22 protein-coding genes are annotated in these 24,566 nt (G+C 69.6%); 4 read left to right on the plus strand and 18 right to left on the minus strand.

Annotated elements, in window-relative coordinates:
• Nucleotides 1-153 precede the first annotated feature (153 nt).
• The 5 genes from MRBLMI12_RS03200 to MRBLMI12_RS03220 are packed head-to-tail and all read right to left on the minus strand — an operon-like array spanning nt 154 to nt 4,018.
• Complete coding sequence (locus MRBLMI12_RS03200; protein WP_349428317.1) at nt 154-798, minus strand: arsenate reductase ArsC; 645 nt, start codon at nt 796-798, stop codon at nt 154-156.
• Nucleotides 795-1,211 (minus strand): arsenate reductase ArsC, encoded by a 417-nt coding sequence (locus MRBLMI12_RS03205; protein ID WP_349428318.1) that lies wholly within the window; start codon nt 1,209-1,211, stop codon nt 795-797. Before MRBLMI12_RS03205 ends, MRBLMI12_RS03200 begins: the two co-directional genes overlap by 4 nt.
• 46 nt (nt 1,212-1,257) lie before the next feature.
• A complete protein-coding gene (locus MRBLMI12_RS03210) occupies nt 1,258-2,157 on the minus strand; it encodes a metalloregulator ArsR/SmtB family transcription factor (RefSeq protein ID WP_363353828.1) in 900 nt (299 codons plus the stop codon).
• 35 nt (nt 2,158-2,192) lie between these two features.
• Entirely contained in the window at nt 2,193-2,705 is a 513-nt protein-coding gene (locus MRBLMI12_RS03215; protein WP_414686208.1) for a GNAT family N-acetyltransferase, read from the minus strand.
• Nucleotides 2,705-4,018, minus strand: a complete 1,314-nt coding sequence (locus MRBLMI12_RS03220) for an NAD(P)-binding domain-containing protein (RefSeq protein ID WP_363353830.1) — start codon at nt 4,016-4,018, stop codon at nt 2,705-2,707. The genes MRBLMI12_RS03215 and MRBLMI12_RS03220 overlap by 1 nt, the downstream gene beginning before the upstream one ends.
• Nucleotides 4,019-4,104: 86 nt before the next feature.
• Between MRBLMI12_RS03220 and MRBLMI12_RS03225 the strand changes: the two genes are divergently transcribed.
• From MRBLMI12_RS03225 to MRBLMI12_RS03235, 3 genes are read left to right on the plus strand one after another with little or no spacing between them, the layout of a single operon-like run.
• Complete coding sequence (locus MRBLMI12_RS03225; RefSeq protein WP_363353832.1) at nt 4,105-4,455, plus strand: metalloregulator ArsR/SmtB family transcription factor; 351 nt, start codon at nt 4,105-4,107, stop codon at nt 4,453-4,455.
• Nucleotides 4,452-5,141, plus strand: a complete 690-nt coding sequence (locus MRBLMI12_RS03230; RefSeq protein ID WP_363353834.1) for an MIP/aquaporin family protein — start codon at nt 4,452-4,454, stop codon at nt 5,139-5,141. The genes MRBLMI12_RS03225 and MRBLMI12_RS03230 overlap by 4 nt, the downstream gene beginning before the upstream one ends.
• On the plus strand, nt 5,141-6,295 hold the full coding sequence (locus tag MRBLMI12_RS03235) for an MFS transporter (protein WP_363353836.1): 1,155 nt from the start codon (nt 5,141-5,143) through the stop codon (nt 6,293-6,295). The genes MRBLMI12_RS03230 and MRBLMI12_RS03235 overlap by 1 nt, the downstream gene beginning before the upstream one ends.
• A gap of 9 nt (nt 6,296-6,304) precedes the next feature.
• On the opposite strand, the gene MRBLMI12_RS03240 is transcribed toward MRBLMI12_RS03235, so the two are convergent.
• The 11 genes from MRBLMI12_RS03240 to MRBLMI12_RS03290 all read right to left on the minus strand — a co-directional run bounded on the left by MRBLMI12_RS03240 (nt 6,305) and on the right by MRBLMI12_RS03290 (nt 21,611).
• Nucleotides 6,305-7,921, minus strand: a complete 1,617-nt coding sequence (locus MRBLMI12_RS03240; protein ID WP_363353838.1) for a family 43 glycosylhydrolase — start codon at nt 7,919-7,921, stop codon at nt 6,305-6,307.
• On the minus strand, nt 7,918-8,886 hold the full coding sequence (locus MRBLMI12_RS03245) for a hydroxyacid dehydrogenase (RefSeq protein WP_363353840.1): 969 nt from the start codon (nt 8,884-8,886) through the stop codon (nt 7,918-7,920). Before MRBLMI12_RS03245 ends, MRBLMI12_RS03240 begins: the two co-directional genes overlap by 4 nt.
• On the minus strand, nt 8,883-9,782 hold the full coding sequence (locus tag MRBLMI12_RS03250) for a family 43 glycosylhydrolase (protein ID WP_363353842.1): 900 nt from the start codon (nt 9,780-9,782) through the stop codon (nt 8,883-8,885). The genes MRBLMI12_RS03245 and MRBLMI12_RS03250 overlap by 4 nt, the downstream gene beginning before the upstream one ends.
• Nucleotides 9,775-11,901 (minus strand): glycoside hydrolase family 36 protein, encoded by a 2,127-nt coding sequence (locus MRBLMI12_RS03255; RefSeq protein WP_363353844.1) that lies wholly within the window; start codon nt 11,899-11,901, stop codon nt 9,775-9,777. Before MRBLMI12_RS03255 ends, MRBLMI12_RS03250 begins: the two co-directional genes overlap by 8 nt.
• Nucleotides 11,898-12,629, minus strand: a complete 732-nt coding sequence (locus tag MRBLMI12_RS03260; protein WP_363353846.1) for a hypothetical protein — start codon at nt 12,627-12,629, stop codon at nt 11,898-11,900. The genes MRBLMI12_RS03255 and MRBLMI12_RS03260 overlap by 4 nt, the downstream gene beginning before the upstream one ends.
• Entirely contained in the window at nt 12,626-13,516 is an 891-nt protein-coding gene (locus tag MRBLMI12_RS03265) for a carbohydrate ABC transporter permease (protein WP_363353848.1), read from the minus strand. Before MRBLMI12_RS03265 ends, MRBLMI12_RS03260 begins: the two co-directional genes overlap by 4 nt.
• A complete protein-coding gene (locus MRBLMI12_RS03270) occupies nt 13,513-14,547 on the minus strand; it encodes a carbohydrate ABC transporter permease (protein WP_363353850.1) in 1,035 nt (344 codons plus the stop codon). The genes MRBLMI12_RS03265 and MRBLMI12_RS03270 overlap by 4 nt, the downstream gene beginning before the upstream one ends.
• 64 nt (nt 14,548-14,611) lie before the next feature.
• Nucleotides 14,612-15,979, minus strand: coding sequence for an ABC transporter substrate-binding protein (locus MRBLMI12_RS03275; RefSeq protein ID WP_363353852.1), 1,368 nt, complete (start codon nt 15,977-15,979; stop codon nt 14,612-14,614).
• 139 nt (nt 15,980-16,118) lie between these two features.
• Nucleotides 16,119-17,159, minus strand: coding sequence for a LacI family DNA-binding transcriptional regulator (locus MRBLMI12_RS03280; RefSeq protein ID WP_363353854.1), 1,041 nt, complete (start codon nt 17,157-17,159; stop codon nt 16,119-16,121).
• Between the two features lie 179 nt (nt 17,160-17,338).
• Complete coding sequence (locus tag MRBLMI12_RS03285; RefSeq protein ID WP_363353856.1) at nt 17,339-20,890, minus strand: discoidin domain-containing protein; 3,552 nt, start codon at nt 20,888-20,890, stop codon at nt 17,339-17,341.
• A gap of 196 nt (nt 20,891-21,086) precedes the next feature.
• Nucleotides 21,087-21,611 (minus strand): TetR/AcrR family transcriptional regulator, encoded by a 525-nt coding sequence (locus tag MRBLMI12_RS03290; protein WP_363353858.1) that lies wholly within the window; start codon nt 21,609-21,611, stop codon nt 21,087-21,089.
• Between the two features lie 97 nt (nt 21,612-21,708).
• Between MRBLMI12_RS03290 and MRBLMI12_RS03295 the strand changes: the two genes are divergently transcribed.
• Nucleotides 21,709-22,422 carry an MBL fold metallo-hydrolase gene (locus MRBLMI12_RS03295; RefSeq protein ID WP_363353860.1) on the plus strand — a complete coding sequence of 238 codons (714 nt, stop codon included), beginning with the start codon at nt 21,709-21,711 and terminating at the stop codon, nt 22,420-22,422.
• Nucleotides 22,423-22,479: 57 nt separating this feature from the next.
• Here the strand turns inward: MRBLMI12_RS03295 and MRBLMI12_RS03300 are convergent, their stop codons facing one another.
• Both MRBLMI12_RS03300 and MRBLMI12_RS03305 read right to left on the minus strand, forming a co-directional pair.
• Nucleotides 22,480-23,874 (minus strand): FAD-binding oxidoreductase, encoded by a 1,395-nt coding sequence (locus MRBLMI12_RS03300; RefSeq protein WP_363353862.1) that lies wholly within the window; start codon nt 23,872-23,874, stop codon nt 22,480-22,482.
• A 136-nt stretch (nt 23,875-24,010) separates the two neighbouring features.
• Nucleotides 24,011-24,502, minus strand: coding sequence for a bifunctional nuclease family protein (locus MRBLMI12_RS03305; RefSeq protein ID WP_349428329.1), 492 nt, complete (start codon nt 24,500-24,502; stop codon nt 24,011-24,013).
• Nucleotides 24,503-24,566: the final 64 nt, after the last annotated feature.

Below are 24,566 nucleotides of genomic sequence, written 5' to 3' on the forward strand. Positions count from 1 at the left end.
CCCTCGGTGCGCGGTGCGCTTGGTCACCCTCCTCAAGGATGCTCGCTGGAGCGGTGACGGTCAGGGGCTGGTGTTCCGTCGGACGGCGGGACGCGACCAGCGTCGGCCGTGGCCGTGGCCGTGGCCGTGGCCGTCGAGCCTTCCTCCTGCGAATCAGTCCGGGAGGAGCTCGGCGAGGAGGCGCTCGACGCGATCTCGGATCTCGTCGCGTACGCGCCGCACCCCCTGCAGATCGAGGCCGGCGGGGTCCTCCAGCTGCCAGTCCAGGTACCGCTTGCCCGGGTAGAGCGGACACGCGTCTCCGCAGCCCATCGTGATCACCGCGTCAGCCGCCCGCACCACATCATCCGTCAGTGGCTTCGGGAACTCGTCGGTGACATCGAGATCCACCTCGGCGAGCGCGAGTGCCACCTCGGGCAGGATGCGCTCCCCCGGCTGCGACCCCGCCGATCTGACGTGGACCCGATCCCCGGCGAGATGACGGGTCAGCGCGGCGGCCATCTGCGACCGGCCCGAGTTCTGCACGCAGACGAACAGCACTTCGGGGACCGGCTTCGCGATGAGCCCCTTGGACTGGGCGAGTGCGGTCAACCGATCGCGTGCGAACTTCTCAGCGAGGCTCGGCAGGTGGGTCCTGACGGCCGCGGTGCGCGCCAGAGCGGTGTACGACTCGAAGACGACGCGCTCGACGGTCTCCTCGCCGACCATGCCCGTGAACTGCTGGGTCAGACGCTCGGCCGCGCGGTGGAGGACGGCATCAGGCGACAGCAGCGCGCTCTGACCGGGTGCGCCGGTCATGCGGCACCGCGTGCTGGCAGGATCTCGGCGAGCAGCGCCTCCACACGACCGCGGATCTCGTCGCGGATCGGACGCACGGCCTCGATCCCCTGACCTGCCGGGTCGTCCAGTTCCCAGTCCTCGTAGCGCTTGCCGGGGAAGATCGGGCAGGCGTCACCGCAGCCCATCGTGATCACGACATCGGACTCCCTCACTGCGTCGACGGTGAGCACCTGGGGGGTGTTGCCGGCGATGTCGATCCCCTCCTCCGCCATCGCCTCGACGGCGACCGGGTTGATGGCATCCTTGGGCGCGGATCCTGCAGACAGCACCTCGACGTCGTCGCCGCCGAGGGCACGGAGATAGCCGGCGGCCATCTGGGAGCGACCCGCGTTGTGCACGCAGACGAACAGGACGGTGGGCTTCTCGGTCACGGTGTTCTCGCTTTCTCTCTCGCAAGAAGCATAGACCAGTGTCTATCTATTCGACGAGGGCCGCAGATGAACTCTCGGCGACGAGTTCGGTGAGAAGCGCGCGTACGCGGCGGTCGATGTCGTCCCTGATGACGCGGATCTGTTCGGGCGACTTGCCGACGGGATCCTCCAGCTGCCAGTCGACGTAGCGCCGGCCGGGGTAGATCGGGCAGGCGTCGCCGCAGCCCATTGTGACGACGACATCGGCGCCGCGCACCGCTTCGTCGGTGAGCGGCTTGGGGAACTCGTCTCCGAGCGGGACGCCGATCTCGTCGAGGGTGCCCACGATGGCGTTGCGCACATCTCCTGCCGGCTCGGATCCTGCAGTCCTGACCAGCACGCGATCACCCGCGAGCTGACGAAGGATCCCGGCCGCGATCTGCGATCGGCCCGCGTTCTGCACGCAGACGAACAGGACGGAGGGAACGGCACCGGGGATCCCCTGAGAACGCTTCAGCGCATCGAGGCGCGCGGCGGCGAACGCAGCCGTGCGACTCGCCAGCATCGGTGACCGCGACCGGCCGGCGAGCAGTTCGTAGCTCTCCACGACCTTGGCGCGAACGGTCTCCGGACCGAAGACGCCACGATATCTGAGAGTGAGATCCGTCGCGATGCGCTCGAGGTCGGGGTCCGGCGCCGGTCGCGCAGCCTCGCCGAGGAGGGCGTCGACGCGGCCCGCGAATTCCGGAGCGATCGAGTACCAGACGCGACGCCCGTCGGGCTCGCGCACGACGATGCCCTCGTCGTGCAGCGACTTCATGTGGTGGCTGATGGTCGGCTGCCGCAGCTCCAGCGCCTCCGCGAGACGACTCACCAGAGCTCTCCCGTCCGCGGAATCGCGAATCAGCCTAAGGATGCGGGCCCGCGTAGGATCGCCCAGCGACGTAAGGCTCCCCGACTGATCCATAGACAGCAGTCTATCTGCCGCCCGTGGCAGACGATTCAGTCAGTTTCGACCACAGCGCTCCGGCGCTCGATCAGCAGCGTGTCGCGCCAGGCACCGGCGTGGGGGCCGGCCCCGGAGCGTGCGATCCGCTCACGTCGTCCGACGACCCGGAAGCCGGTGACCTCGTGAAGCCGCAGGCTGGCGCCGTTCTCGGGGAAGATGCTCGACTGGATCGTCCACACCCCCGATGCCTCCGCTGCAGAGATGAACGCTTCCAGCAGGATGCGGCCGACGCCCTGGCCGCGCGCGCCGCGGTCGATGTAGACGGAGTGCTCCACGACACCGCGATAGGCCGGACGCGACGAGACCGCCGACCCCGCGATCCAGCCCACGACGACGCCGTCCGCGTCGACGGCCACGAACCGCAACCCGCGAAGCTTGCCCGCATCGAACGCCTCCCACGTCGGCGTTGCGGTCTCGAACGTCGCCTCGCCGTCCTCGATCCCCTGTTCGTAGATCGCCTCGATGGCCGGCCAATCCCCCGGAACCATCTCGCGCACGCCGATCATCAGCAGCATCCACCCCCGTTGCCGGCGTCGGTCGAGCAGACGCCTGTCGCCGGAAGGACCAGCTCGACGTTCGAGGCGGATGCCGTGTCGCCCGCGAGCCAGGCGGTCACCGAGCGCACCTGCTCGTAGCCGGTCGCCAGCAGGAAGGTCGGCGCACGGCCGTAAGACTTCATGCCGACGACGAAGAATCCCTGCTCGGGGTGAGTCAGCTCGCGAAAGCCATGCGGCTCGACGGTGCCGCAGGAGTGGACGTTCGGATCGATCAGCGGCGCCAGTCGCCGGGGCGCCTCGACGATCTCGTCGAGATCGAGGCGGATCTCACGCAGCATGTCGAGGTTCGGACGGAACCCCGTCGCATTGACCACCACGTCGGTTGCGTGGGCGACGACCTCGCCACGACGATGGCCCACCAGCTCGACGCCGGCCGCGCTGCGGCGGCCGCGGATGATCTCGAAGCCGTCGAGCACCGCGATCCGGCCGTCGGCGACCGCCCGGTCGACTCTGCTGCCCAGCCGGGCGCGGTCGGCGAGCTCGTCATCGGCAGAAGAGGACACGCGGACGGCTTGGGCGTTGCGTATCAGCCACGTGATGGTCGTGCCCGGCTCCTGCCGCGCGAGTTCGGCGAGCGCGAGGAGAGTGTTCGCGGCGGAGTGGCCGGCGCCGACGACCGTCGTGTGGCGGCCGGCGAACGTCGCGCGGTCGCGCCCGAGCACATCGGGGAGCGCCGGCGTCACCGCATCGGCGATCTCGGCCATGCCGAGCAGCTCCAGCCCGCTCGACGACAGCGGGTTGGGTGAGAGATAGGTGCCGGAGGCATCGATGACGGCGCGGGCCGGAACGTCTTCGACCTCGCCGTACGCGGTGCGGATGCGCACGGCGAACGGGGTGGCGGCGCGCGACCGGGTGCGCGTGCGATCCATGCCCTCGCGCGTGACGCCGATCACTTCGACGCCGAGGCGCACGCGCGAGGCGATCTCATCGACCTCCGCCAGGGGCGCCACGTACTTCTCCACCAGTTCCGCGCCATTCGGGGCGCGCTCGGGATCGGGCAGCTCCCACCCGCGCTCCTCCAGCAGGCGACGGGATGCCGGGTCGACGAGGTGCTTCCACGGTGAGAAGAGACGCGTGTGGCCCCACGAGCGTACGCTGGCCGCGACCTCCGCTCCCGCTTCGAAGACGATGAAGTCGATACCGCGTTCGACGAGGTTCGCGGCGGCTGCCAGCCCGATCGGGCCGGCGCCGATGATGGCGACAGGGAGCGTCGAGAGCCGATCGGCTTCGGCCGCGCGAGGTGTCAGGTCAAGCAGAGTCACAGCATCCTCCAACGGATATCGATGAGCGTCGATACTGATTGTGAGCCCATCTATCGACATCTGTCAATATCGACTACCCTCGATATATGACCACCGTGCTCGAGGTGACCGACGTCACCGCCGCCGCCTGCTGCGCGCCCCTGGTGCGCGAACCACTGACCGCGGCGGAAGCCGAGCAACTGGCAACGACCATGAAAGCACTGGCTGACCCCGCACGCCTGCGCCTCCTGTCGATCGTGGCCGCATCCGAAGACTCGGAAGCCTGCGTCTGCGACCTGATCGAGCCGGTCGGCCTTTCCCAGCCGACGGTGTCGCACCACCTGAAGATCCTCACCACCGCCGGCTTCCTGACACGCAGCAAGCGCGGCACCTGGGCGTACTTCAAGCTCGTTCCGGGCGCCCTCGACCGTATCTCCCAGCTCCTCGTCGCCTCGTGAGCCGCGCCGCGCGCGCCACCGTGGGCGAGTTCCTCGGCAGCGCGGGGCTCGCCGCCGTCGTCGTGGGGTCGGGCATCGCCGCACAGCGGCTGTCGCCCGGCGACGTCGGACTGCAGCTCTTCGAGAACGCGTTCGCGACCGCCCTCGGGCTCGCGGTGCTGATCCTGGTGTTCGCCTCCGTCTCGGGCGCCCACTTCAATCCCGTCGTGACGGTCGTCGACATCCTCCTGCATCGCCGCAGCTGGTCGACGGCGGCGAGGTATCTACCCAGCCAGGTACTCGGATGCATCGCGGGCGCCGTGCTCGCGAACCTGATGTTCGCGGAGCCCGCGGTCAGCTGGAGCACCACGGACCGTTCCGGATGGAACCTCTTCCTTGCCGAGGCGGTTGCGACGGCGGGTCTGATCCTCGTGATCTTCGCCCTGGTCCGCACCGGCCGCGGCCACCTTGCGGCACCCGCTGTCGGCGCCTACATCGGTGCGGCCTACTTCTTCACGTCATCCACGAGCTTCGCGAACCCCGCCATCACCATCGGCCGCATGTTCACCGACACGTTCGCGGGCATCGCACCGGTGTCCGCACTGCCGTTCATCGCCGCGCAGCTCGTCGGTGCGGCCGTGGGATGGGGTCTCGTCCGCGCGCTCTTCCCGGTGGCGGTTCCCGAGCCGGTCGTCGCGCACGGCTGATGCCCACGCAGCCCCGATCCCCCACGGGACTGGCGGCGCTCGCCTTCACGCAGATCGTCGCGTGGGGAGTGCTCTACTACGCCGTCCTGGTGGCGGCGCCCGCGATCGCCGATGACACCGGGTGGGGCGACGAGGCGGTGTTCCTCGCCATCACCGCCGGCCTCTTGGCCTCGGCCGCGTGCGCCATCCCCGTCGGGCACCGGCTCGACCGGCATCCGCGGCGTGTCATGGTGACCGCCACCGTCGTCGGAACCCTCGCCCTGCTCGTCGCGGCCGTCTCTCCGACCATCTGGGTCTTCACCGCCGCGTGGATCGTCTGCGGGGCGGCGCAGTCCGGTGTGCTGTATCAGGCGGCATTCACCGTGATCACGCACCGCTACCGCGCGGCGCGTCGCGGCCCGCTGACGGTGGTCACCCTCGCCGGCGGGCTCGCGTCGACGATCTTCGCACCGCTCACCGGCTGGCTCGTCCTCCAGGTGGGGTGGAGGATGTCGTTCATCGTGCTGGCGGTGATCCTCGCGGCGGTCGCGCTTCCCACCTACGCCCTCACCGTGGAGAGTCGCTGGGCGCACGTCGAGGAGGGGCCGGCCGGGAACGGCGCCGCTCGACGCGTTCTGCGCTCGATGCGCTTCTGGATGGTCGCCGGCTCGTTCGCTCTCATGTCGTTCTCGCTGTACGCGGTCACCTTGTCGGCCGTCCCCGCCAACGTCGAGAAGGGGATGGATCTGCAGACAGCCGCCTGGGTGCTCGGGCTCATCGGAGCAGGACAGGTGCTCGGCCGGCTGCTCTATCTCGCCATCCCCCACACCGCCCCGGCGTGGATGGCGGCGACCAGCGTCGGCGTGCTCGGCGCGGGAGCACTCGTGGCCTACGGCATGGTGGAGGGCCCCGTCGCGATCCTCACAACCGCCCTCATCGCGGGAGCGATCCGCGGTGCGCTCACCCTCGTCCAGGCGTCCGCTGTCGCCGATCGCTGGGGACCGGCGTCGTACGGCAGGATCAACGGCGTGCTCGCCGCACCCGTGACGGCGCTCACGGCGCTGGCGCCGGCAGCGGCCGCACTGCTGGCGACGGCGCTGGGTTCGTACGCGACCATGACGTTCGCGATGGCGGCCGTCTGCGCCGTGGGCGGAGCGCTCGCCATCCGGCGGTAACGCCGCAGGTCAGCGGTGATCCGCCTCGGCGAAGCGCACACGGGCGTGGCCGATGTCGGCCCGCCAGCCCCGGCCATCGAGATCGTCGGTGCGCACGCCGAGGAAGAGCCCGGTGAAGCGCAGTCGCGGGCCGTGATCGTCCGACAGCTTCCAGGCCGGGAAGTCCCCTGGCACCGCATGCCACTCCCCCGTCTGCTCGGCCCACGCGAAGGTGAGCCTCGGGCCGGCGAGCGAGACGCGCAGGCGCAGCGGCCCGTCCGGGACGACGATAGGAGCCGAACGAATGCTCACGCCGTCGCGCTGCACCACACGGAGATGCCGTGCGTTCTCGGCGTCGTACGTGAGCTGCAGCCAGATCCATCCGGCCCGGTCGTACCAGGCGATGACCCCTGCCGCCTCGCGAGGGCTCCGCGGGTCGGCGTCCATCAGGATCTCCATCTCGGCCTCGTGCTCCTCTACGCGCGTGAGGATCATCGACTGGTCGAAGACGGAGGCCGGCGAATGACCGCCGCGCAATGCCAGCCACCCCGGCCGCGCCGAGAGATCGGCGACCGCCGGCGGCAGGGGCGCGCGCAGCGTCGACCAGCGGACGGAGTCGAGCACGGGTCCGTCGAAATCGTCCACCCACTCCCGGGGCGCAGGGGCGGAGTCGTTCCCGGCCTCGGCGCCCTCCCACCCGACCGCGACGTCGGCGTGATGCCCGCCGCCGACCAGTCGAAGCCAGCCCGCGTCGTCGAACTCGACGCGCTGGAGGCACGTCTCCCGTCCCAGCGTGCTGTACCGCTCGCCGAGATGGAGGATGGGGCGGCTGGCGAGATGCACGAGGACCCAGTCCCCCGCCGGGGTCTGGACGAGCTCGCCGTGCCCCGCCTTCTGCAGCGCATGCCCTGGGGCGTCGCGGGTGGTGAGTACCGCCTCGCGCGGATCACGGTCATATGGTCCGAGCAGGGCGCGCGATCTGGCGAGCGTGATGCCGTGGTTCCAACCGGTGCCCCCGGCGGCGATCAGGAGGTAGTACCAGTCGCCGATCCGGTACAGGTTGGGGCCTTCGACCAGGCCCTCCTCGCGGTAGAGCAGAGTCGTCTCTCCGGCCGTGCGCTGCTCGTCGGGCAGGTACTGCTCGAGCACGAGGCCCGAGAACGACGGATGCTCCGGCCTGTGGTCCCACTGCACCCCGACGATCCAGTGCGTTCCATCGGGGTCGTGGAAGAACGAGAAATCGAAGCCACGGGAGCCCAGGTGCACCGGCTCGCTCCACGGCCCCGCCACCGAGCTCGCCGTGACGAGGTAGTTGTCGATGTCCTTGTCGTCGCCGTCCATGGTGCGCACGACGGAGTACGCCAGCCAGAACAGGCCGTCCGCATACGACAGGCTGGGTGCCCACACGCCTCCCGAGTCCGGGATGCCGCGCAGGTCGAACCCGTCCTCGAGCGCGTGGCCGATGGCCGACCAGTGCGCGAGGTCGGTCGAGTGATGCAGGCGAACAGCCGGGTGGTACTCGAACGTGCTCGTAGCGATGTAGTAGTCCGGTCCGACGCGCAGGATCGACGGGTCCGGGTTGAAGCCGCGGAGGATGGGATTCCGGAGAGCCGGCACATCGGCCCCCGGCAGACCGGCCCCGCTCACGGCTGCATGGGGTGGGCGAAGGGCCGGCCGGCCGTGAACCGCTCGACCTCTGCGAGAGCAGCCTCGCCGAGCCGGCGCAGCTCGCTGCCCATCGACCCGGCGAGGTGAGGTGTGAGGAAGACGTTGGGCAGGGTGTACAGCGGATGCCCCGGCTCGAGGACGTCGGGATCGGTGACATCGAGGATCGCGCGCAGCCGACCGCGCTGCAGCTGCCCGACCAGGGCCTCCTGATCGATGAGAGCACCCCGTGCGGTGTTGATGACCGTCGCCCCGTCCGGAAGCGCCGCGAGCACGTCGGCCGAGACCATCCCGATCGTCGCCGGCGTCTCGGGAGCATGGATCGACAGGATGTCGCTCCGCGCCGCCAGCTCACGCAGATCGGCGACGAGCTCGGCGCCGATACGGTCGGCGGTCTCGACGCTCGCGTAGGGGTCGAAGAGCAGTACGTCGACATCAGCCTCGGCGAGTCTGTCGATGACCAGCGAGCCGATCGTGGAGGCGCCGACGATGCCGATGGTCGATCGGTAGAGCCCTGTGCGGGGGAACTCGGCCTCCCGATCGATGAACCGCTGCTCGGCGCAGTACCTGCGTGACGCCCAGAAGGCGTCCTTCGCGGCGAGCGTGATCATCGCGACGGTGAACTCGGCGACCGGGATCGCGTTGGCGGCTCGCGCCGACGACACCAGGATGCCGCGTGCGGTGGCCTCTTCATCGAGGAAGCCGACGCCGCCGCCCCAATGCACGATCGCACGCAGCGACGGGAACCCGTCGAGGCCCTCGGGACCGATCGAGGTCACACCCCAGCCGGTGATCAGCAGCTCCACCGCTGAGCGCGAGGCAACATCGGCGATCGAGGTCACCGACCGGGTCGTGTCGATCTCGACGAGCTCCTCGAGCCGTGACCTCTCGGCGTCGCCGAACACGAAGGGGACGAGCGCGGGGCTCATCAGCAGCGCTGCTCTCATGCGTTCAGCTCCTCGATGCTCCAGGCCTCGCGCCACTGCAGGTACGGATGCCCGTCGTCGAACCGCAACGGCAGCCAGACCGCGGGCGATTCGGCCAGGTCGTCGGGGGTCCAGCGGTCTCCGATGTACACGAAGCCGTCGCCGACGGGCGCGACGACGCTCACCTGCGATTCGAACGTGTGCGCGCCGGGCGGAGCGATCGGCTGCCAGTCCGCCCACGGGCCCGCGAGCGAGTCCGCGCTGGTGCACATGTTGTCGTTCATGCTCCAGCCGGTGAGGTCCGAGCCGAAGAGGTGGTAGCGCCCTTCATGGCGCACCACAGTGGGTGACTCGTAGCCGATGTCGGGCTTCGCCTGCTGCCGCAGGGTCGTCACGATCGAATCGACTCCGAGATAGTCGTCACGCAGGCGATAGATGTGGAGCCCATTGTCACGGTCCTCCGACAGCAGGTATCCGACGCCGTCCTCCTGGAACACGCCGATGTCGCGGCTCAGGTTGCCGAGCGGGCGCTCACTGCGCACGTACTCGTAGGGGCCTTCGGGTCGATCGGCCATCGCGTAGCCGACGCGCGCAAAGGCGTAGTCGCCGCTGTCGACGTGCAGGAACATGACCCACCTGCCATCGGGTCTCCGCAGCACCTTCGGGCGCTCGATGATCCGGTGCGGGGCGATGTCGCCCTCGGCGGCGATCAGTGCGTCGCCCTCGAAGCGCCAGCGGGCGAGGTCGATCGACGAGTAGCAGGCGATCGCAGTGAACCGGTCGCCCGCCGTCTTGTCCTCGCCCCACGCGAACCAGCGGTCGCCGATGCGCTGCAACCCGATGCCGTGCAGCTGCGCCGTCCTGCCGCGGTCGTCGACGAAGACGCGGCCGGGCTGGATGGAGCCGGGCTCAGCCACGACGCACCTCGAGCACGCGCGCTCCCCAGCCCGCGGGCGTGGCCACGGACAGGCCCTCCGACGTGGTCGCGAGGCGCCACGCGGAGCCGTCGGCCGACGCAACGGGGAACAGCACGTCGACGTCGCCCGAGACATCGGGCAGTGTGAACGCCGCAGGCGCGGCATCCCGGTCCCAGACGAACAGGAGGTCGCGCGAGCCTGTGCGCAGCCCGAGACACACGGTCGGCGCGTCCCAGGCGGGAAGACCCAGCGGCCAGAACGGCGTCGCCCCGGCGAGGTCTGCACGAATCGCCTTGTGCAGCGCCACGGCCTCGGCGACTCGATCGCGCTGCTCGGGACGCAGCTCTTCGAGGAATCCCGACAGGTAGAGCCGGCCGCTCAGACCGGTCACGAGCGTGAACGCCGTCTCGTCGTCGCTCATCTCGGACGACGGGTACGCCCAGTTGCCGCACTGCTCGGGAAGGATGGATGCCGGCGCCGACGCCGCGATCGGCGGGTACAGGCGGAAGTCCTGCTGGTCGCTCGTCGACTGCAGGTGCGTGACCGCGAGCAGTGCGTAGTCGGCACGCATGGCGCCGGAGCTGCAGTTCTCGATGCGCAGCGACGGATGCCGCTGCTGCACGCGGACAAGCCATTCCCGGAAGGCGCGGGTGTGAGCGAGCAGGCCGTCGCCCGCGGTGGTCGCGTTGCGCTCGGTGCCGGCGCCCGGGTTGATGTTGTAGTCGAGTTTCAGATAGCGGATGCCGTATTCCTCGACCAAGTGGTCGACCGTCGCATCGAGGTGGCCACGGGCGGCAGGATGCCGGAAGTCGAGGTGATAGCGGCGGTCCTCCTGCACCCGCCGGCCGAACCGCTGGAAGAAGGCCTCGTCGGGAAGCCGAGCGGCTGCCGGACTGTCGACGCCGACGACCTCCGGCTCGAGCCAGAGTCCGGACGACATCCCCTGCCGGTGGATCTCGTCGATGACCCGGCGCAGGCCTCCGTCGCCGAAGCGGGTGGTCGCTTCACGCCACTCGCCGACGGTGGACCACCAGTCGCCGATCGCGGGATCGGCGAACCAGCCCGCATCGATGCAGAACACCTCCGCGCCTGCCGCGGCGGCGCCCCGGATCAGCGGCAGCAGCTCCTCGGTCGTCGGCTGGCCCATGAGCGTGTTCATGAAGTCGTTGTACACGACCGGCAGCGCCTCACCCGCGGCATCACGGCGGAGCCAGCGGCGGTAGCGCGTCAGTTCGGCGATCACGCCGTCGCGGGCGTCGGCGGAGACGGCCACGGCGACGGGCACGGCAGTGAAGCTCTCTCCCGGGAGCAGTTCGTGGGCGAACTGGTGCTCCAGGTCGGTCGGACCCAGCAGCGACAGCACGCCGCCGTTGCGGGTCTGCGACAGATCGGCGTGCCAGCCTGCGCTGGTCTCGATCTGCCAGGCGAGCGCCTCACCGTCACCGCGCACGAGATATCCGCACGGCAGGTGCTCGCCGCTCGACCACGCCCCGTGGCTCGTGACGCCGGCGTGCCCGCGCCCGTCCTGTCCGTGCAGCGGCAGCGAGATGTCGGGCAGCAGCTCCCGCACGGGCGTCTCGCGCCATCGGTCTTCCGCGAGCCATTCGCTCGCCGCGCTCCCCCAGGTGACGCCGTCGAGGTCGGTTCCGGATCGGCCGATGCCGATCGTGCCCGACGAGATCGCCGTCAGCACGATCGGTTCGCGTCCCGCGTTGCGCACCTCGCTCTCGATCCGCAGGGCCGTCGTTCCCTGCGGAGCCGTGATGGTCGAACGCACTTCGAGCGCGCTCACCGCATCGGTCTGCACGATGACCGCCCGCGCGGCATCCCCGTCGGACGTGACGTGCGAGCCCTGCACGCGCAACCGCTCGCCGACCGCCGATCGCCAGTACGCCTGGCTCGTGCGGCCGCGCTGCTCTGCGGATGTGTGCACCTCGATCAGTCCGACGCCAGCGCGGCCCACGTGTGTGGACGAGGTCATCACCACCGACAGCGGAGCGTCGACCGACCAGTGGAGTTCGAACGCGCCGACCCGGGCACGGAAGGTGGTGAGAGCTGCGCCGTGGTCTTCCTCCAGAAGGGCATCGAGGGCGATGGGCTGCGGGGCGGTGTCGGTCACGGAGTCTTTCTCGTCTCGTCGTTCAGCGGAAGGCGCAGGGCGTCGTTGCAGATGTGGATGCCGACCCCCAGCAGGGCGGGAAGGAACATCGCCAGCGCTGAGCCGACGACCGGCAGCGTCATCGCCCCCATGCCGAGCCCGACCAGGAGCAGCCAGCTCAGTGCCACATGGGGTCGACGTGCGATCGCCTTGACGGCGGCCGTCGCTACATCGAGCGGCGGGTGCTCGGACCGCGATGCGGCGACCGTGCAGATACCGACCATGAGAACCAAGACGAGGGCGGCGGCACCGACTGCGAACAGCAGCATGGCGTCGGAGGGTCCGAAAAGCGCGACGTCGTACGCGAGCAGCAACGTGACGACGACGACGGCGAGCGCGGCCCACGCGAGCGTGCGGCAGGCTCGGACGAACGACGCCCAGAAGAGACGCCCGGCGCGCGCCTCCGCTCGCTCGGCGAGCAGCCGCCGCGAGCTCCGTATCAGCGCGTACACCGCCGGAACGACCGGGAGCAGCGACAGGGCACCCAGCCACAGCGCCACGTGCGTCGGCTGCCAGCCCACCAGCGCCAGGAAGGCGAACGTGGGGACGAGGCATCCCCAGAACGAGACGGACACCAGGAAGTACTGGAAGACGGTCAGCACCGCCGTGGCCAGCGGGCCCTCCAGGGCGGCGAGCCCGCGAAGGCGACCGAGGGCGCTGACCGGCTTCGGCGGGGTCTGCGCGGTCATCCCTTCACCGCCCCGACGGACATGCCCTTGATGAAGTAGCGCTGGAAGGCCGCGAAGATCGCCACCGACGGGATGATCGCGAGGATCGCTCCGGTGTAGATGAGCTGCCACTGGGACGTGAGCAGGCCCACCATACGGTTGATCGCGACGTTGATCGTGCCGGCCGACGAGGAATCGAGGAAGACCAGCGGGATGAAGAAGTCGTTCCACAGCCCGAGCGCCTGGATGATGACGAACGCCGAGGTCACCGGCAGCAGCATCGGGAACACGATCGACCAGAAGGTCCGCAGGCGCCCGGCGCCGTCCATGTTCGCGGCTTCCTCCACTTCGATCGGGATGCCCTTGATGAAGCTGCAGTACAGCAGGATGCCGAAGCTCGCCGCTCCTCCGAGATGCACCAGGACGACGCTGGTCAGGGTGCTGTAGAGCCCGACGTCGTCGAATCCCTTGACGAGCGGGATCATCCGCACCTGGAACGGGATCATGAGGCCGGCGATGAACAGGATGTACACGAGGCGCGAGGTGCGGCCCCCGACACGTTCTATGCCGTACGCGGCCATGGGCACGATCGCGATGAGCAGCACCACGGTCGCGACGGTGATGATCAGGGTGTTGACCAGCGCCTCGCCGTAATCGGTCTGCTGGAACAGCTGGATGTAGTTGTCCAGCGTGAACTGCGTGGGAAGACCCATCGGATCCATCGTGATCTCGGCGTAAGACCGGAATGAGTTCAGCAGCGCGTAGATCACCGGACTCGCGACGATCAGCACCAGCACCGCGAGCACGACCATGACGACGATCTGGCCGACGGTCAGCTTCTTGCGCTTCGGCCGGCGGCGCACCGGCCTCTGCGGCGAGGTGACGAGCCGCTCGGTTTCGGTGCTCATGCCTGGATCTCCCTCTTGCGCATGTAGGCGTTGGCCGCGACGGTGCTGACGATGACCACCAGGAACAGCACGATGGCGGCGGCGCTGCCGAATCCCGCCCGGTACTCGCCGAACCCGACCTTGTAGATGAAGAACGCCATGGTCTCGCTCACGAACCCCGGACCGCCGGAGGTGAGCACCATGACCTGATCGAAGATGGTCCATCCGGCGATCATGGCCAGCGTCATGTTGACCGTCACCGCCCCGGCCAGCATCGGCCAGGTCACGTGGCGGAACACCTGGCGGCTGTTGGCGCCGTCGATGCGAGCCGCCTCGATCAGGTCCTGCGGCACCGACTGCAGGTTGGCGAGGTAGATGAGCGTCGTGTTGCCGCCGAGGGTGAAGCACGTGATGAAGAGGATGACCCCCACCACGATCGTGCTGTCGCCCAGCCAGTCGCGCGCCCAGTCCGGCAGACCGATGTCGCGCAGGAACATGTTGACGGCACCGAAGTTGTAGTTGAGCAGGTACTTCCAGATCGTTGCGAGGATGAAGGCGCTCACGAGCGAGGGAAGGTAGACGGCCGTGCGGAACAGGCCCTGCCAGCGCCCGACCTTGTCGAGCATGAGAGCGACGCCGAGCGAGATCGCATTGATGATCACGGCCGAGCCGAGCCCCAGGATGAGGGTGTTCTTGACCGCGTTCCAGAACCGGCCGCTCGCCAGGATCTCTTCGTAGTTGCGCGTTCCGACGTAGGCGTAGTCGGGGCTGATGCCGTCCCAGTCGGTGAAGCTGAGCTGCAGCGACTGCAGCGACGGGATGATGACCATCAGCAGGTAGATGACGAGCGCGGGTGCGATGAAGCCGAGCATGGCCCAGCGCACCGAGCGGAAGCGCCGCGTGCGCCGCTTCTCGGTGTCGCGACCCCGGGGAACGAAGGGGACGTCGTCGGCGGCGCCACCGGGCGCACCGTCGAGCGGGCCTTCTCCGGTGAGGCGGACCGCGGTGCCGACCACCTGGGTCTGCCCTTGCAGTGCACTCTGATCAGTCATGGAGGCCTCCTCGGCTCCCGGATCGCGGTGCCCGGGCGTCGCCGGGCACCGCGTCACGTGTGGGTCAGCCCGCGGCGACCGTCTTGTCGAATTCGGCCTGGACCTTGGCGATCGTGTCGTCGATCGAGGACTGGCCGTCCTGCATCTCGATGCGCGCCTGACGGAAGAACGTGTTGAACGCGCTGAAGGTCGACAGCGCCGAGACGTTCTCGTACCAGACGAGGTTCGGATTCTCGAGCAGCGCGAAGTAGTCGGCCGCACCAGGGATCGAGGTGTTCCGCTCCACCTCGTCGGCCGCGACGATGTTGGGTGCGAGCCAGCCGTTCTCCTCCATGAGGTTCGCCGTGTCGACCTGGTAGAAGAACTCGAGGAACTCCGTCGCCGACGCGTACTCGGCATCGTCCTCGGCCGCTTGCGCCGAGATCGCGAGGCCGCCGGCGGTGTCGCCGTTCACGGCGTTCTTGAGCACGTTGATCGAGCCGTCCTCGGACGGGACGATGAACAGCCCGGCGTTGAAGTCGGCATCGACCTTGTTGATGTCGTTCAGACGCCCGATGCCGGCGGAGGACGTGGCCATCACCGCCATGTCGTTCACGAGGAGGGTGGTCGTCTGCGCGTCGGCGGTCGACTGCCAGCCGTCGAGCACGTACTCGTTCGTGATGTCGAGGAGCTCCTGGAGCGGCTCGCGAAGGTCTTCGATCGTCGCGTCGCCGTTCTCGGCAGCCGTCCAGAACCCGCCCTGGTCGCCCCATTCGGCGAAGTACGGCGCGGCGAGCTGCTTCCAGAGCTGGTCGCTCGGCCACACCTCGGCCGCCGCGGTGGCCAGCGGAGCGTCTCCGTTCGCGGCGATGTCGGCCATCAGATCCAGGAAGTCGTCGTACGTCTCGGGGACGTCGAGGTCGTTCTCCTCGAAGTAGTCCTTGTTGTAGACGATGTTGAGGCCGATCTCGCCGTTCAGTGCGCTGTACGGCACGGTGTAGACGTTGCCGTCGGAAGCGGTCCCGACCGCCTCGGGCTCGATGAGCTCGGTCACGGACTCCGGAATCGGAGCGAGCTTTCCGGCATCCACATAGGTCAGCGTGTCGCGCATGTCGACGACCGCGGGCCAGTTGCCGGTCGCGTCCATCGTCTTGAGCGCCGTGGCGTAGTCGCTGCCGGCCGGAAGCGGGTCGAGCTGCACGGTCGTCGTGTCGCTCTGCTCGTTGAAGGACTCGACGACGGCGTCGACCACCGCGTTCCAGGTCTCATCCCCCGTGGCGTAGAGGAAGCGGATGGTCGTCTTCTCGGTGGCTGAGCCGCCGTCCTCGTCGCCCGAGCTGCTGCAGCCCGTCAGCGCCAATGCGGCCACGGCGATGCCGGCTGCGCCGGCGATCCACGGCGAACGGCGGCCCATGCGGGCACGCACTCCCGCCCGCGTCGTTGCGTTGTGCATGTGATCTCCCTTGATTCGTGCTGGAACGTTTCCGTCTCGGAGAGAGTACCCCAAAGTGGACAACGTTTGCCACTACTTGTCGAAAGCGCTTTCCGCCTCTGCGCCGAGCGGTCCACGGCGGCGCGAATGCCCGACCCGGTCAGGCCCTGATGAGCGGGGCCCCATGCAGGATCGGCGTCGCCGTGAGGGCGATCTCCTCCACACCGGGCGCGTGCTCGTCCAGCACCAGGCCGAGGGCTGCGCCGCCGAACTCTTCCAGCGGCACCTCGACCGTGCTGAACTCGGGAAGGACGTCGCCCAGCATGGGCACGTGGTCGAAGCCGGTGACTTCGATGCCGGCGAGGGAATCCGGCGCCAGCTCGCGGAGCCGGGCGATGACACCGACGGCCATCGCATCGCTCATCGCGGCGATGACGTCGAGGTCGCCGATGCGGTCGCGCAGCAGATCCGCGGCGCGGTAGCCGCCGTCGCGCGAGAACTCGGTGTGAACGATGTCCCGCTCGTCGATCACGATGCCCTGCGCTGCGAGGCCCTCGACGAAGCCGCCGACACGCTCCAGAGCGGTGATCTCGCCGTCCGGCCCCGACACGATCGCGAAGCGTCGCTGACCGGCGCGCGCGAGCCCCTCGGCGAGCAGGCCGGCCGCGCGACGGTTGTCCACCGTGACGGTGGGAAAGCCCAGGTCGTTGTCACCGATGACGACGATCCTCGCGCCGTGATCGCGCAGCACCATCAGCTGCTCCTTGACCGATGCCTCCCGGGCGGGGTCGGTCGTCCGGCTGGTCGCCATCACCACGGCGAGATGACGCTCGCCGCGGAGCTGCGTCAGGATCTCGAGTTCGCGTGCGGGCTCATCGCGGGTGGTGCGCACGGCGACCGAGATGCCCCGCTCCTCGGCGGCGTGCATCATGCCGGAGATCATCGTCGCCGATCCGAAATCGTCGATATCGCCGACGATGAAGGCCACCGTCCGCGAGCGACCGCCCTTCATGGTCTGGGCGGCCGGGCTGACGGAGTATCCGAGCGTGCGCGCGGCTTCCTCGACACGGCTCCGCAGCTCCGCCGAGCCGCTCTGCCGGCCTCGAACACCTCCGTTGAGCGCGCGCGAGGCTGCCGGGACCGAGACTCCCGCCAGCCGCGCGACGTCGGCGAGCGTGGCAGGTTTATCGGTTTTCGACATGCTTCTCCCCGGTCCGGTTGATGAGGTAACGCTATCCAGGTTTCTGGACACCGGCCTCGACCGACGATCGGAGAGCCGTCAGGTGAGCTGCCCGCGCGGCGCACGCTGCCCGCCGCGCGCACAGGCGCATCCGGCCCCGGTGCATTCCGCACCGGGGCCGGACGTCGCCGAAATGCGTGTCAGGCGGCTCGCTCGAGCCCGTCGATCGCGGCCGCGAGCCCCGTGGCGGCGGCATCGATCACGGCTTGGTCCGTCTCAGCGGCATCCACCAGGGTCTGCGCGACCGCTCGCGCCTCGGCGTACCCGGACCAGGAGCCGGGCGTCCATTCGGCCTGCGTCAGATCCTTGGTCTCGTCGAGGTAGAGAACGAGCGCGCTGCGATCGGCCGTGCTGGAGATGAGCTCCACATCCGCGAGATTCGTGTTTCCCGACGTCGCCAACACCCGGACGGCCGTGGTCGCCACCGGAGCACTGAGGTCGATCCGGTTCCAGCCGTCCGTCGCGCCGTCGACAGTGGCGAACGTCGTCCACGTCACGCCGCCATCGGATGACCCTTGGAACTGGATCCCCTGAGCCCGTGACGCGAACGTTGCGCGCGGTGCGAAGCGCACGCCCTCGACGGTGAGCTCACGCCCATCGGTGGGCACCACGCTCACCCAGCCCGACGCGGCGGTCGTGTCGGTGAAGGTGGCGAGATCGCCGTCGAACATCGCCCAGCCGTTGGCGGCGGCGTCTCGCTTGCCGTCCCACGAGCGCGTGCTCGCCGTCACCCAGCTCGTCGCGACGTCGACCGTGTCGAAGGGCGGTTCGCCGAGCAGGTCCCACGCCTCGTGCAGCCGCGCGACGAGCGCGACGGTGTCGGCGTCCGGCTCCCCCGCCGCCGCGGTCACGGCGTCGAGCTCCCTCTCGAAGAGCACGACGGATGCCCGTGAGTACCTCGACAGATCGGCGGCGCGCGCCTCGGCGAGCTGGTCCTCGAGCGTCACCTCCGTGCGCACGCCGTCGATGCGGAAGTCCGCCTGGGTCCAGATACCCGGGTACGCAGGATCGGTCGGCGCACCGGGTTCGTCGATCTGCAGCCGGATGTAGCGGTAGCGCTCGCCCTGCACCTCGTCCCGAACGTCGATGTATTCGACCGCGGCGTCGCTGCCCTCGTTCGGATGCTCCGTGAGAAGGGTCCACGACACGGCGTCGTTCGAGCCGTACATGTTGGTTCCCTCCGAGCGATTGTCGAAGGTGTCGCGTGCCAGCAGACCGAAGCGATCGGCCTGCACACGGTAGCCCGCCCCGAAGTCGAGCTCGACGGAGTTGTCGCGCCGATCGCCCCAGGTGGTCTGGTTCGACCCGTCCACGAGCGCGCGCAGTGTCGTCTGCGAGAGCTCGGGTGAGGTCACCGTCAGCGAGTAGTCGAGCGTTCCGTCGTCGAGGCGAGGATTGAGCAGGTCGAGCTGCGCCACGGCGAGCCGGAGGTCCTCGAGGAGCGCCGCAAAGGTGGGTGCGTCGGCGGCGAGACCCGCACGTGCGGCCGACACGGCCGCCGCCACAGCCGCCCAGCTCGCCGAGGTGTACTGCGCGGAGTCCTCCAGGCCTTCCAGCGTCTCGGAGATGGCCCCGTCGCGGTCCGCCGCGACGGTGACGGCGACGGACAGAGTGGTCGTCGCCTCCCCGTCAGCGGCGACCACGAGGAACTGCTCCTCGCCCGCAGCTGCCGGGGTCCAGCTGAACACGCCGTCGGCGCTGATGCCCGCTGCGCGCGGCGCGCCCTGCAGCGACAGCGCACGGTCGGAATCGGCATCCGTCACCGTGATCGGCCGGGCGATCGGCTCGCCGGCGACGGCGACGAACGCGAGGTCACGTCCGTCGGCGAAGACCGGCGGCGTGATGGTGCGGGCGGCGTCGGCGACGACGCCCCCGACGTCGACCGGCGACTTCGAGTCGAGCGCACGCAGGAAGAGGATGTGCTGCCCGACGGGCTTGCCTGCCGCGACCGCCTGTCCGACATCCGCCCAGACCGTCGTCCACTCCCCCTTCGTGTCGGGCAGGGCGATGGCCGCGAACGGCTCGGAGGTCGCTGTCGCAGAAGCCTGCAGTGTCGCCTGTCCCTGGGTGCGCACGCGGATGCCGACGAGCGATGTCGCGCCCGTGCTCCACACCATCCGGCGGATGGCGACGACAGCGTCGCCGCGGTTCGGGTTGAGGCGTGCGATCTCCGCGCCGTCGTCGTCGGTCAGGAGTTTGGTGCCCCGCCCCACGGCGAACCCGTACTTCACAGGGGAGACTTCCGCCGATGAGGCCGGCTGCGGCACCTCGATGTCCTGCGCAGCCAGCTCAGAGGGGAAGGCGAGCCAGGACTCGGAGTCCGTGAAGTCGGAGCCGCGAGGGTTCCAGAAGTTCTCGATCGCAGACCCGTAGTAGTAGAGCGGACCGTCGGACCGCTTGTGCAGCAGCGCGAGGTGGGGTGCCTCCGCTTCGACGTCGACGCCCTCGATGTAGGTGTACTGGTAGTACAGGTCGCTCATGAGGTCCCGGAGGCGCCCCCGGTAGGCCTGCGACAGCGTGCTCGCGCCCCCCGACGTGTCGACGAAGGGCGGCTCGCCGCCCATCATGAACTCGGCGAAAACGTCGGCGCCCCTGAGGAGCCGATCGTCGAGGAAGCCGTACGGCGAAACGGCGTCCTCGGCCGTGGAGATGGTGCCCGCGACGGGGTCGAGGCGCGTGCCCTGGTTGTTGACGATGCGCGCGGCCGCGCTCAGCGTCGTGATGTCGCCCTCGGCATGCGCCTGATCCCGTGCCATCTCCAGGAGCTCGACGAAGTCCTCCCCGTACGGATTGATCGGATCGTCGGCGTCGATCGACCGGATGAGCGAGGCCAGCCCTCCGTTCACGTCTCCGCCGTTGATCGTGTGCTCGCTCTCGTAGGTCGAGTTCACCGAGAACCACTCGACGCGCTCGGCGTAGAGTTCCGCGTCGTCGAGGAAGATCGCGGCGGCGATCATGCCGAGCACGCCGTAGGTGTGCTGGTTCCACAGGCGATTCTGCGAGAACAGGAACGTCTCGAGGGTGGGGCGGACGAGGTTGTCCTCGGCTCGCTGCTGATCGCGCTCGGTCCAGCGCAGGTCGTATCCGTCGAGCGTGGCGTTCGCCGGCTCGGTGGCGCGGACGATCTCCGCCGCGGTCACGAAGTAGTACAGCGGAACGCCGGTGTGGATGTGTGCATCCGCGAAGTAGGCGTAGGCGGCGGGGTCGAGGCTGCTCCAGGTGCGCAGCACGTGCAGCGCGTTCGCGCGGTACACCTCCTCGCCGGTCGCCGCGTACATCACCGCCTGCGTCAACGCACCGAGGCTGTCGTCGTGCGCGCGGGAGCGCATCGCGACCTCGTTGTAGGAGTTGTCCTTCGGCTGCTCGTCCGTCGCGCCCTGGTTCTGGGCGACGTAGGTGCGGGAGGCGTACTTGGTCTGAGCCATCGCCGCGTAGTAGCTCGTCCAGGGCTCGGCACCCGCGGCGAGCTGCTCCTGGACGTTCCGCAGCTGATCGGCCGTGACGCCGATGCCCGGATGCTGGAAGCCCTCGGGGCTGACCGATTCGACGATGTCGGGAACCGTCGGCGCTTCTGCGGCAGCTGCGCTCGTCGGTACGGCGGCGAGAACGGAAAGGCCGATCGCCGCGGCCACGAGAACGCCGATCCCCCTCCGTCCGCGCTTCGTGGTGGTGTGCTTCGGTGTACGCAGCATCGCGTCGTGCCCTTTCCTCGAGGTCCTCCGCTCGCGTCTTCGCTCGCGGGAGTCCACTCCGGTCTTGAGTGGATAGCGTTTGCCATGGAGAGATTGCCATGCCTGCTCGACATCGGCAAGCCTTTTCCCGAGTTTCCGAGGTCGATCGGGCGCCGAGGTCGCCGCATGACCCCTCGACCGAGGACTCGGCGGCCCGTCAGCCGCCGAGTCCTCGCCGCAGCGCGACGAGTCCGTACTCGAAGGCGGCGTCGACGTCGCCGCCGAGGCGGAACGCACCGGCGAGCTCCATGTGGATGAACCCCGTCGCCCATGCCGTCACCAGGCGCGCCGCGTCCAGCGCATGCTCCTCTCCGGCGATCTCCGCGGCGCTGTCGACGATGGTGAGACCCGCGCGGGCGAGCAGCTCCGGGGGCGCCGCCGTGGCGAACATCAGGCGGAACCCCTCGGGGCGGCTCTGCGCCAGGGCCCGGTACGCGCGGGCGAGCCCTTCAAGAGAGCGATCGGATGCCTCGAGCCGGGCCGCCAGATCGTCCACGGTCGCCGCCGCCACCGCCTCGATGAGCGCGTCGCGATCGCGGACCCGTTTGTAGAGCGACGGCGCACGCACGCCCACGCGGTCCGCGACCCGCTGCATCGTGAGACCCGCGGGCCCGGACTCCTCGAGGAGATCTCGTCCGGCGGCGATGATCTCGGCGTACGACGTGCGCTCCGGCGTCGGCATGCGGCTCTCCCTGGATGGCTATTGACATTAGCCATGATAGCTACGTATCGTAGCCTTGCCAACCCCGGAAACCCTCACTCCCCCCGAAGGATGCGCCATGAAGCTCGCACCGCACCTGCACCGCATCGGCAACGACATCGTCGCCGCCTACCTCGTCGTCACCGACGACGGGGTCACCGTCGTCGACGCGGGTCTTCCCGGTCACTGGAAGGACCTCGTGCGCGAGCTCGGCAGTCTCGGCCTGACGCCTGCCGACGTGAAGGGCGTCGTACTGACCCACGGCGACAGCGACCACATCGGGTTCGCCGAGCGCCTGCGCCGCGATCACGGCGTGCCTGTCTACGTGCACGAAGCCGATGCCGAGCGCGCCCGCACCGGCGAGAAGCCGAAAGTCGCCACCGGCCCGATGAAGCTCGGCCCGACCCTGGGCTTCTTCGGCTACGCGCTGCGCAAGCGCGCCCTGCCGACGACGTACGTGTCGGAGGTGGTCGAGGTGCATGACGGCGACGTGCTCGACCTCCCCGGCTCCCCCGTGATCATCGGGATGCCCGGTCACTCCCCCGGCAGCGTCGCCGTGCACGTGCCCGTCGTCGATGCGGTGTTCGTCGGCGACGCGCTCACGACGCGTCATGTGCTCACCGGTCACGAGGGCATGCAGCCCGCACCCTTCACCGACGACCCTGACGAGGCCTCCGCGTCGCTCGACCGCCTTGCAGGCATCTCGGCGTCGTGGGTCCTGCCCGGACACGGCGCGCCCTGGCAGGGAACCCCGGCGGATGTCGCCGCCGCTGTCCGCAGCGGAGCGGCCTGAGCGGAGCGGACCGAGCGGAGCGGCCTGAGCCGCTCCGCTCCGCAGCGGCTCGGCGGATCAGACCGGCCGGGCCGCCGCGAACAGGTTGGCCGGGTCGTATGCGAGCTTGAGCTGACGCAGGCGGGCCCACGCCGAACCGAAGGCGAGGGCGCGGTCGGCACCCGGCGCGTCGATGAACGTCAGCGCGAGCGCGTCGGCGTGCCACGGCTCGAGCGCGGCGACCCCGCCGCGGACAGCAGCCGTGGCAGCGGGGCCGGCCTCCGGCACCGGCACCATCGCGATCGAGTGCACCAGGTAGTCACCGTCGAGCGACGCGATGGCGCCGCCCCCGGCCGGCCGTCGTGTCACGGCGCCACCGAGGTGCCGCACCTCCTGCACGAAGATCCCCGGAGTCCCGGCCGCCCCGACGAACGCGTCCACGGCCTCCGACGGGAACGAGTCGAGCATCGCGTGCCAGGTCAGTGACGGCGTCGGCTCCGGCGGGTCCATATGGACGCTGACGAGCGTCGGCGCGGGGATGCGTGCGAACGTGTCGATCTCGGGCTGCAGCGCGCGCAGCGGTGCGAGCAGAGCGGATGCCGCGGCATCCGTCTCCTCGATCGCCCCGTCGATGACGACCACCGAGCGTCCCGACAGGAAGGGCGGAAGCTGGGGCATCGGCGGGAAGGTCATGATCCGCAGCGACGTGGTCGCGGTCTCCGGCGCGGAGCGCGTCCACCGCGCCCACGCGTGCGAGACCTCGGCGGCCTGAGATGCGTCCCACAGGAGCATGCCGGCGAAGACGTCGGCGACGGGCAGCAGGTCGATCTCGATCGCGACGACGACGCCGAACGCTCCGGAGCCGCCGCGCAGGGCCCAGAACAGGTCGGGGTGCGCGTCCTCGCTCGCCCGCACGAGCGTGCCGTCGGCCGTCACGACCTCGACGGCGCGCACCGCATTGACGGCGAGGCCGTGTGCCCGAGCGTAGAACGAGAGCCCGCCGCTGAGCAGATACCCGACGACCGACACGTCGCCGGCGCTGCCGTGCAGTGCGGTGAGACCGTGCGGCGCTGCAGCCTCGAGCACATCGTTCCAGAGCGAGCCGCCGAGCACGCGGGCCGTCCGGGCGACGGGGTCGACTGCGACGCCGCGGAGGCCCTTGAGCGATACGAGGACGGTGTGCGCGAGATCCGTCTCGGCGAGCGCCCCGGCCGCATGGCCGGTCGACTGCGGCGCCACACGGAGCCCCGACAGGGTCGCGGCACGCACGACATCGACGACGTCGTCGGCTGATTCCGCAAGCGCGACGGCGAACGGATGCTGCGCCACGGCGACGTTCCACGGAGTTCGCGCGGCGTCGAAGCCGGCGTCGCCCGGGAACAGCACGCCGGCACCGAGGGCGGTGCGCAGTTCACCGGCGGCGGCGCCGATGGCGGCGCGGGGGACGTCGATCGCGAGGTCGTTGAGGGACATGGGTGGGATGCCTTTCGCTGAAGCGTGCGCGACGGATCGTCGGCACGACTCGTCAGCGCGCCCGCACTTCCGGCGCGGGCCACCCCACCAATGAGCCGACGGCGCTCTCCCAGATACATGGGAAGCGCGGAAGTTCTCAGCTCTCGAAGTCCTCGGGTTCGACCTCATCGAGGAAGCGCTTGAACTCGTCGAGACTCTCTGATGCGTCGGTCTCGGTGAGCACGTCGGGAACGCCGGCCTCGGCCAGGACCTCGTCCGCCACCCACATCGGCGCCCCCACGCGCGAGGCGAGCGCGATGGCATCCGACGGCCTCGCATCCACGATGCGATCGCCGAGGGGGGTGGAGATCGTGATCTCGGCGAAGAAGGTGCCTTCTTCGATGCGGGTCACCTCCACCCTCGTCGCCGACGCGTCCAGTGCGGCGAGCATCAGGCCCATCAGGTCGTGCGCGAGCGGGCGTGGCACATCCGCGTTCTCCACCGCGACGAGGATCGAGGTCGCCTCGAGCTGCCCGATCCAGATCGGCAGCACGAGCCCGTCGCCGGGAAGCTGATCCACCGGCTTGAGCAGCAGCACGTGCTGCCCCGAGGCGTCGAGGGCCACGCCGGCCACGCGAACCTGAACCATGACGCGCCTCCTCCCGCCGCGGCATCCCCCGCGTGGTCTTCTGTCCGGCCATCGTAGGCACGGC

Source organism: Microbacterium sp. LMI12-1-1.1, assembly GCF_040676455.1.
GTDB lineage: Bacteria > Actinomycetota > Actinomycetes > Actinomycetales > Microbacteriaceae > Microbacterium.

Coding starts and splice junctions, on each gene's coding strand:
- MRBLMI12_RS03265 (WP_363353848.1), bottom strand. CDS start 13,516: ATGAGCACCGAAACCGAGCGGCTCGTCACCTCGCCGCAGAGGCCGGTG.
- MRBLMI12_RS03280 (WP_363353854.1), bottom strand. CDS start 17,159: ATGTCGAAAACCGATAAACCTGCCACGCTCGCCGACGTCGCGCGGCTG.
- MRBLMI12_RS03285 (WP_363353856.1), bottom strand. CDS start 20,890: ATGCTGCGTACACCGAAGCACACCACCACGAAGCGCGGACGGAGGGGG.
- MRBLMI12_RS03200 (WP_349428317.1), bottom strand. CDS start 798: ATGACCGGCGCACCCGGTCAGAGCGCGCTGCTGTCGCCTGATGCCGTC.
- MRBLMI12_RS03210 (WP_363353828.1), bottom strand. CDS start 2,157: ATGGATCAGTCGGGGAGCCTTACGTCGCTGGGCGATCCTACGCGGGCC.
- MRBLMI12_RS03225 (WP_363353832.1), top strand. CDS start 4,105: ATGACCACCGTGCTCGAGGTGACCGACGTCACCGCCGCCGCCTGCTGC.
- MRBLMI12_RS03300 (WP_363353862.1), bottom strand. CDS start 23,874: ATGTCCCTCAACGACCTCGCGATCGACGTCCCCCGCGCCGCCATCGGC.
- MRBLMI12_RS03295 (WP_363353860.1), top strand. CDS start 21,709: ATGAAGCTCGCACCGCACCTGCACCGCATCGGCAACGACATCGTCGCC.
- MRBLMI12_RS03235 (WP_363353836.1), top strand. CDS start 5,141: ATGCCCACGCAGCCCCGATCCCCCACGGGACTGGCGGCGCTCGCCTTC.
- MRBLMI12_RS03290 (WP_363353858.1), bottom strand. CDS start 21,611: ATGCCGACGCCGGAGCGCACGTCGTACGCCGAGATCATCGCCGCCGGA.
- MRBLMI12_RS03215 (WP_414686208.1), bottom strand. CDS start 2,705: ATGATCGGCGTGCGCGAGATGGTTCCGGGGGATTGGCCGGCCATCGAG.
- MRBLMI12_RS03275 (WP_363353852.1), bottom strand. CDS start 15,979: ATGCACAACGCAACGACGCGGGCGGGAGTGCGTGCCCGCATGGGCCGC.
- MRBLMI12_RS03245 (WP_363353840.1), bottom strand. CDS start 8,886: ATGAGAGCAGCGCTGCTGATGAGCCCCGCGCTCGTCCCCTTCGTGTTC.
- MRBLMI12_RS03305 (WP_349428329.1), bottom strand. CDS start 24,502: ATGGTTCAGGTTCGCGTGGCCGGCGTGGCCCTCGACGCCTCGGGGCAG.
- MRBLMI12_RS03270 (WP_363353850.1), bottom strand. CDS start 14,547: ATGACTGATCAGAGTGCACTGCAAGGGCAGACCCAGGTGGTCGGCACC.
- MRBLMI12_RS03260 (WP_363353846.1), bottom strand. CDS start 12,629: ATGACCGCGCAGACCCCGCCGAAGCCGGTCAGCGCCCTCGGTCGCCTT.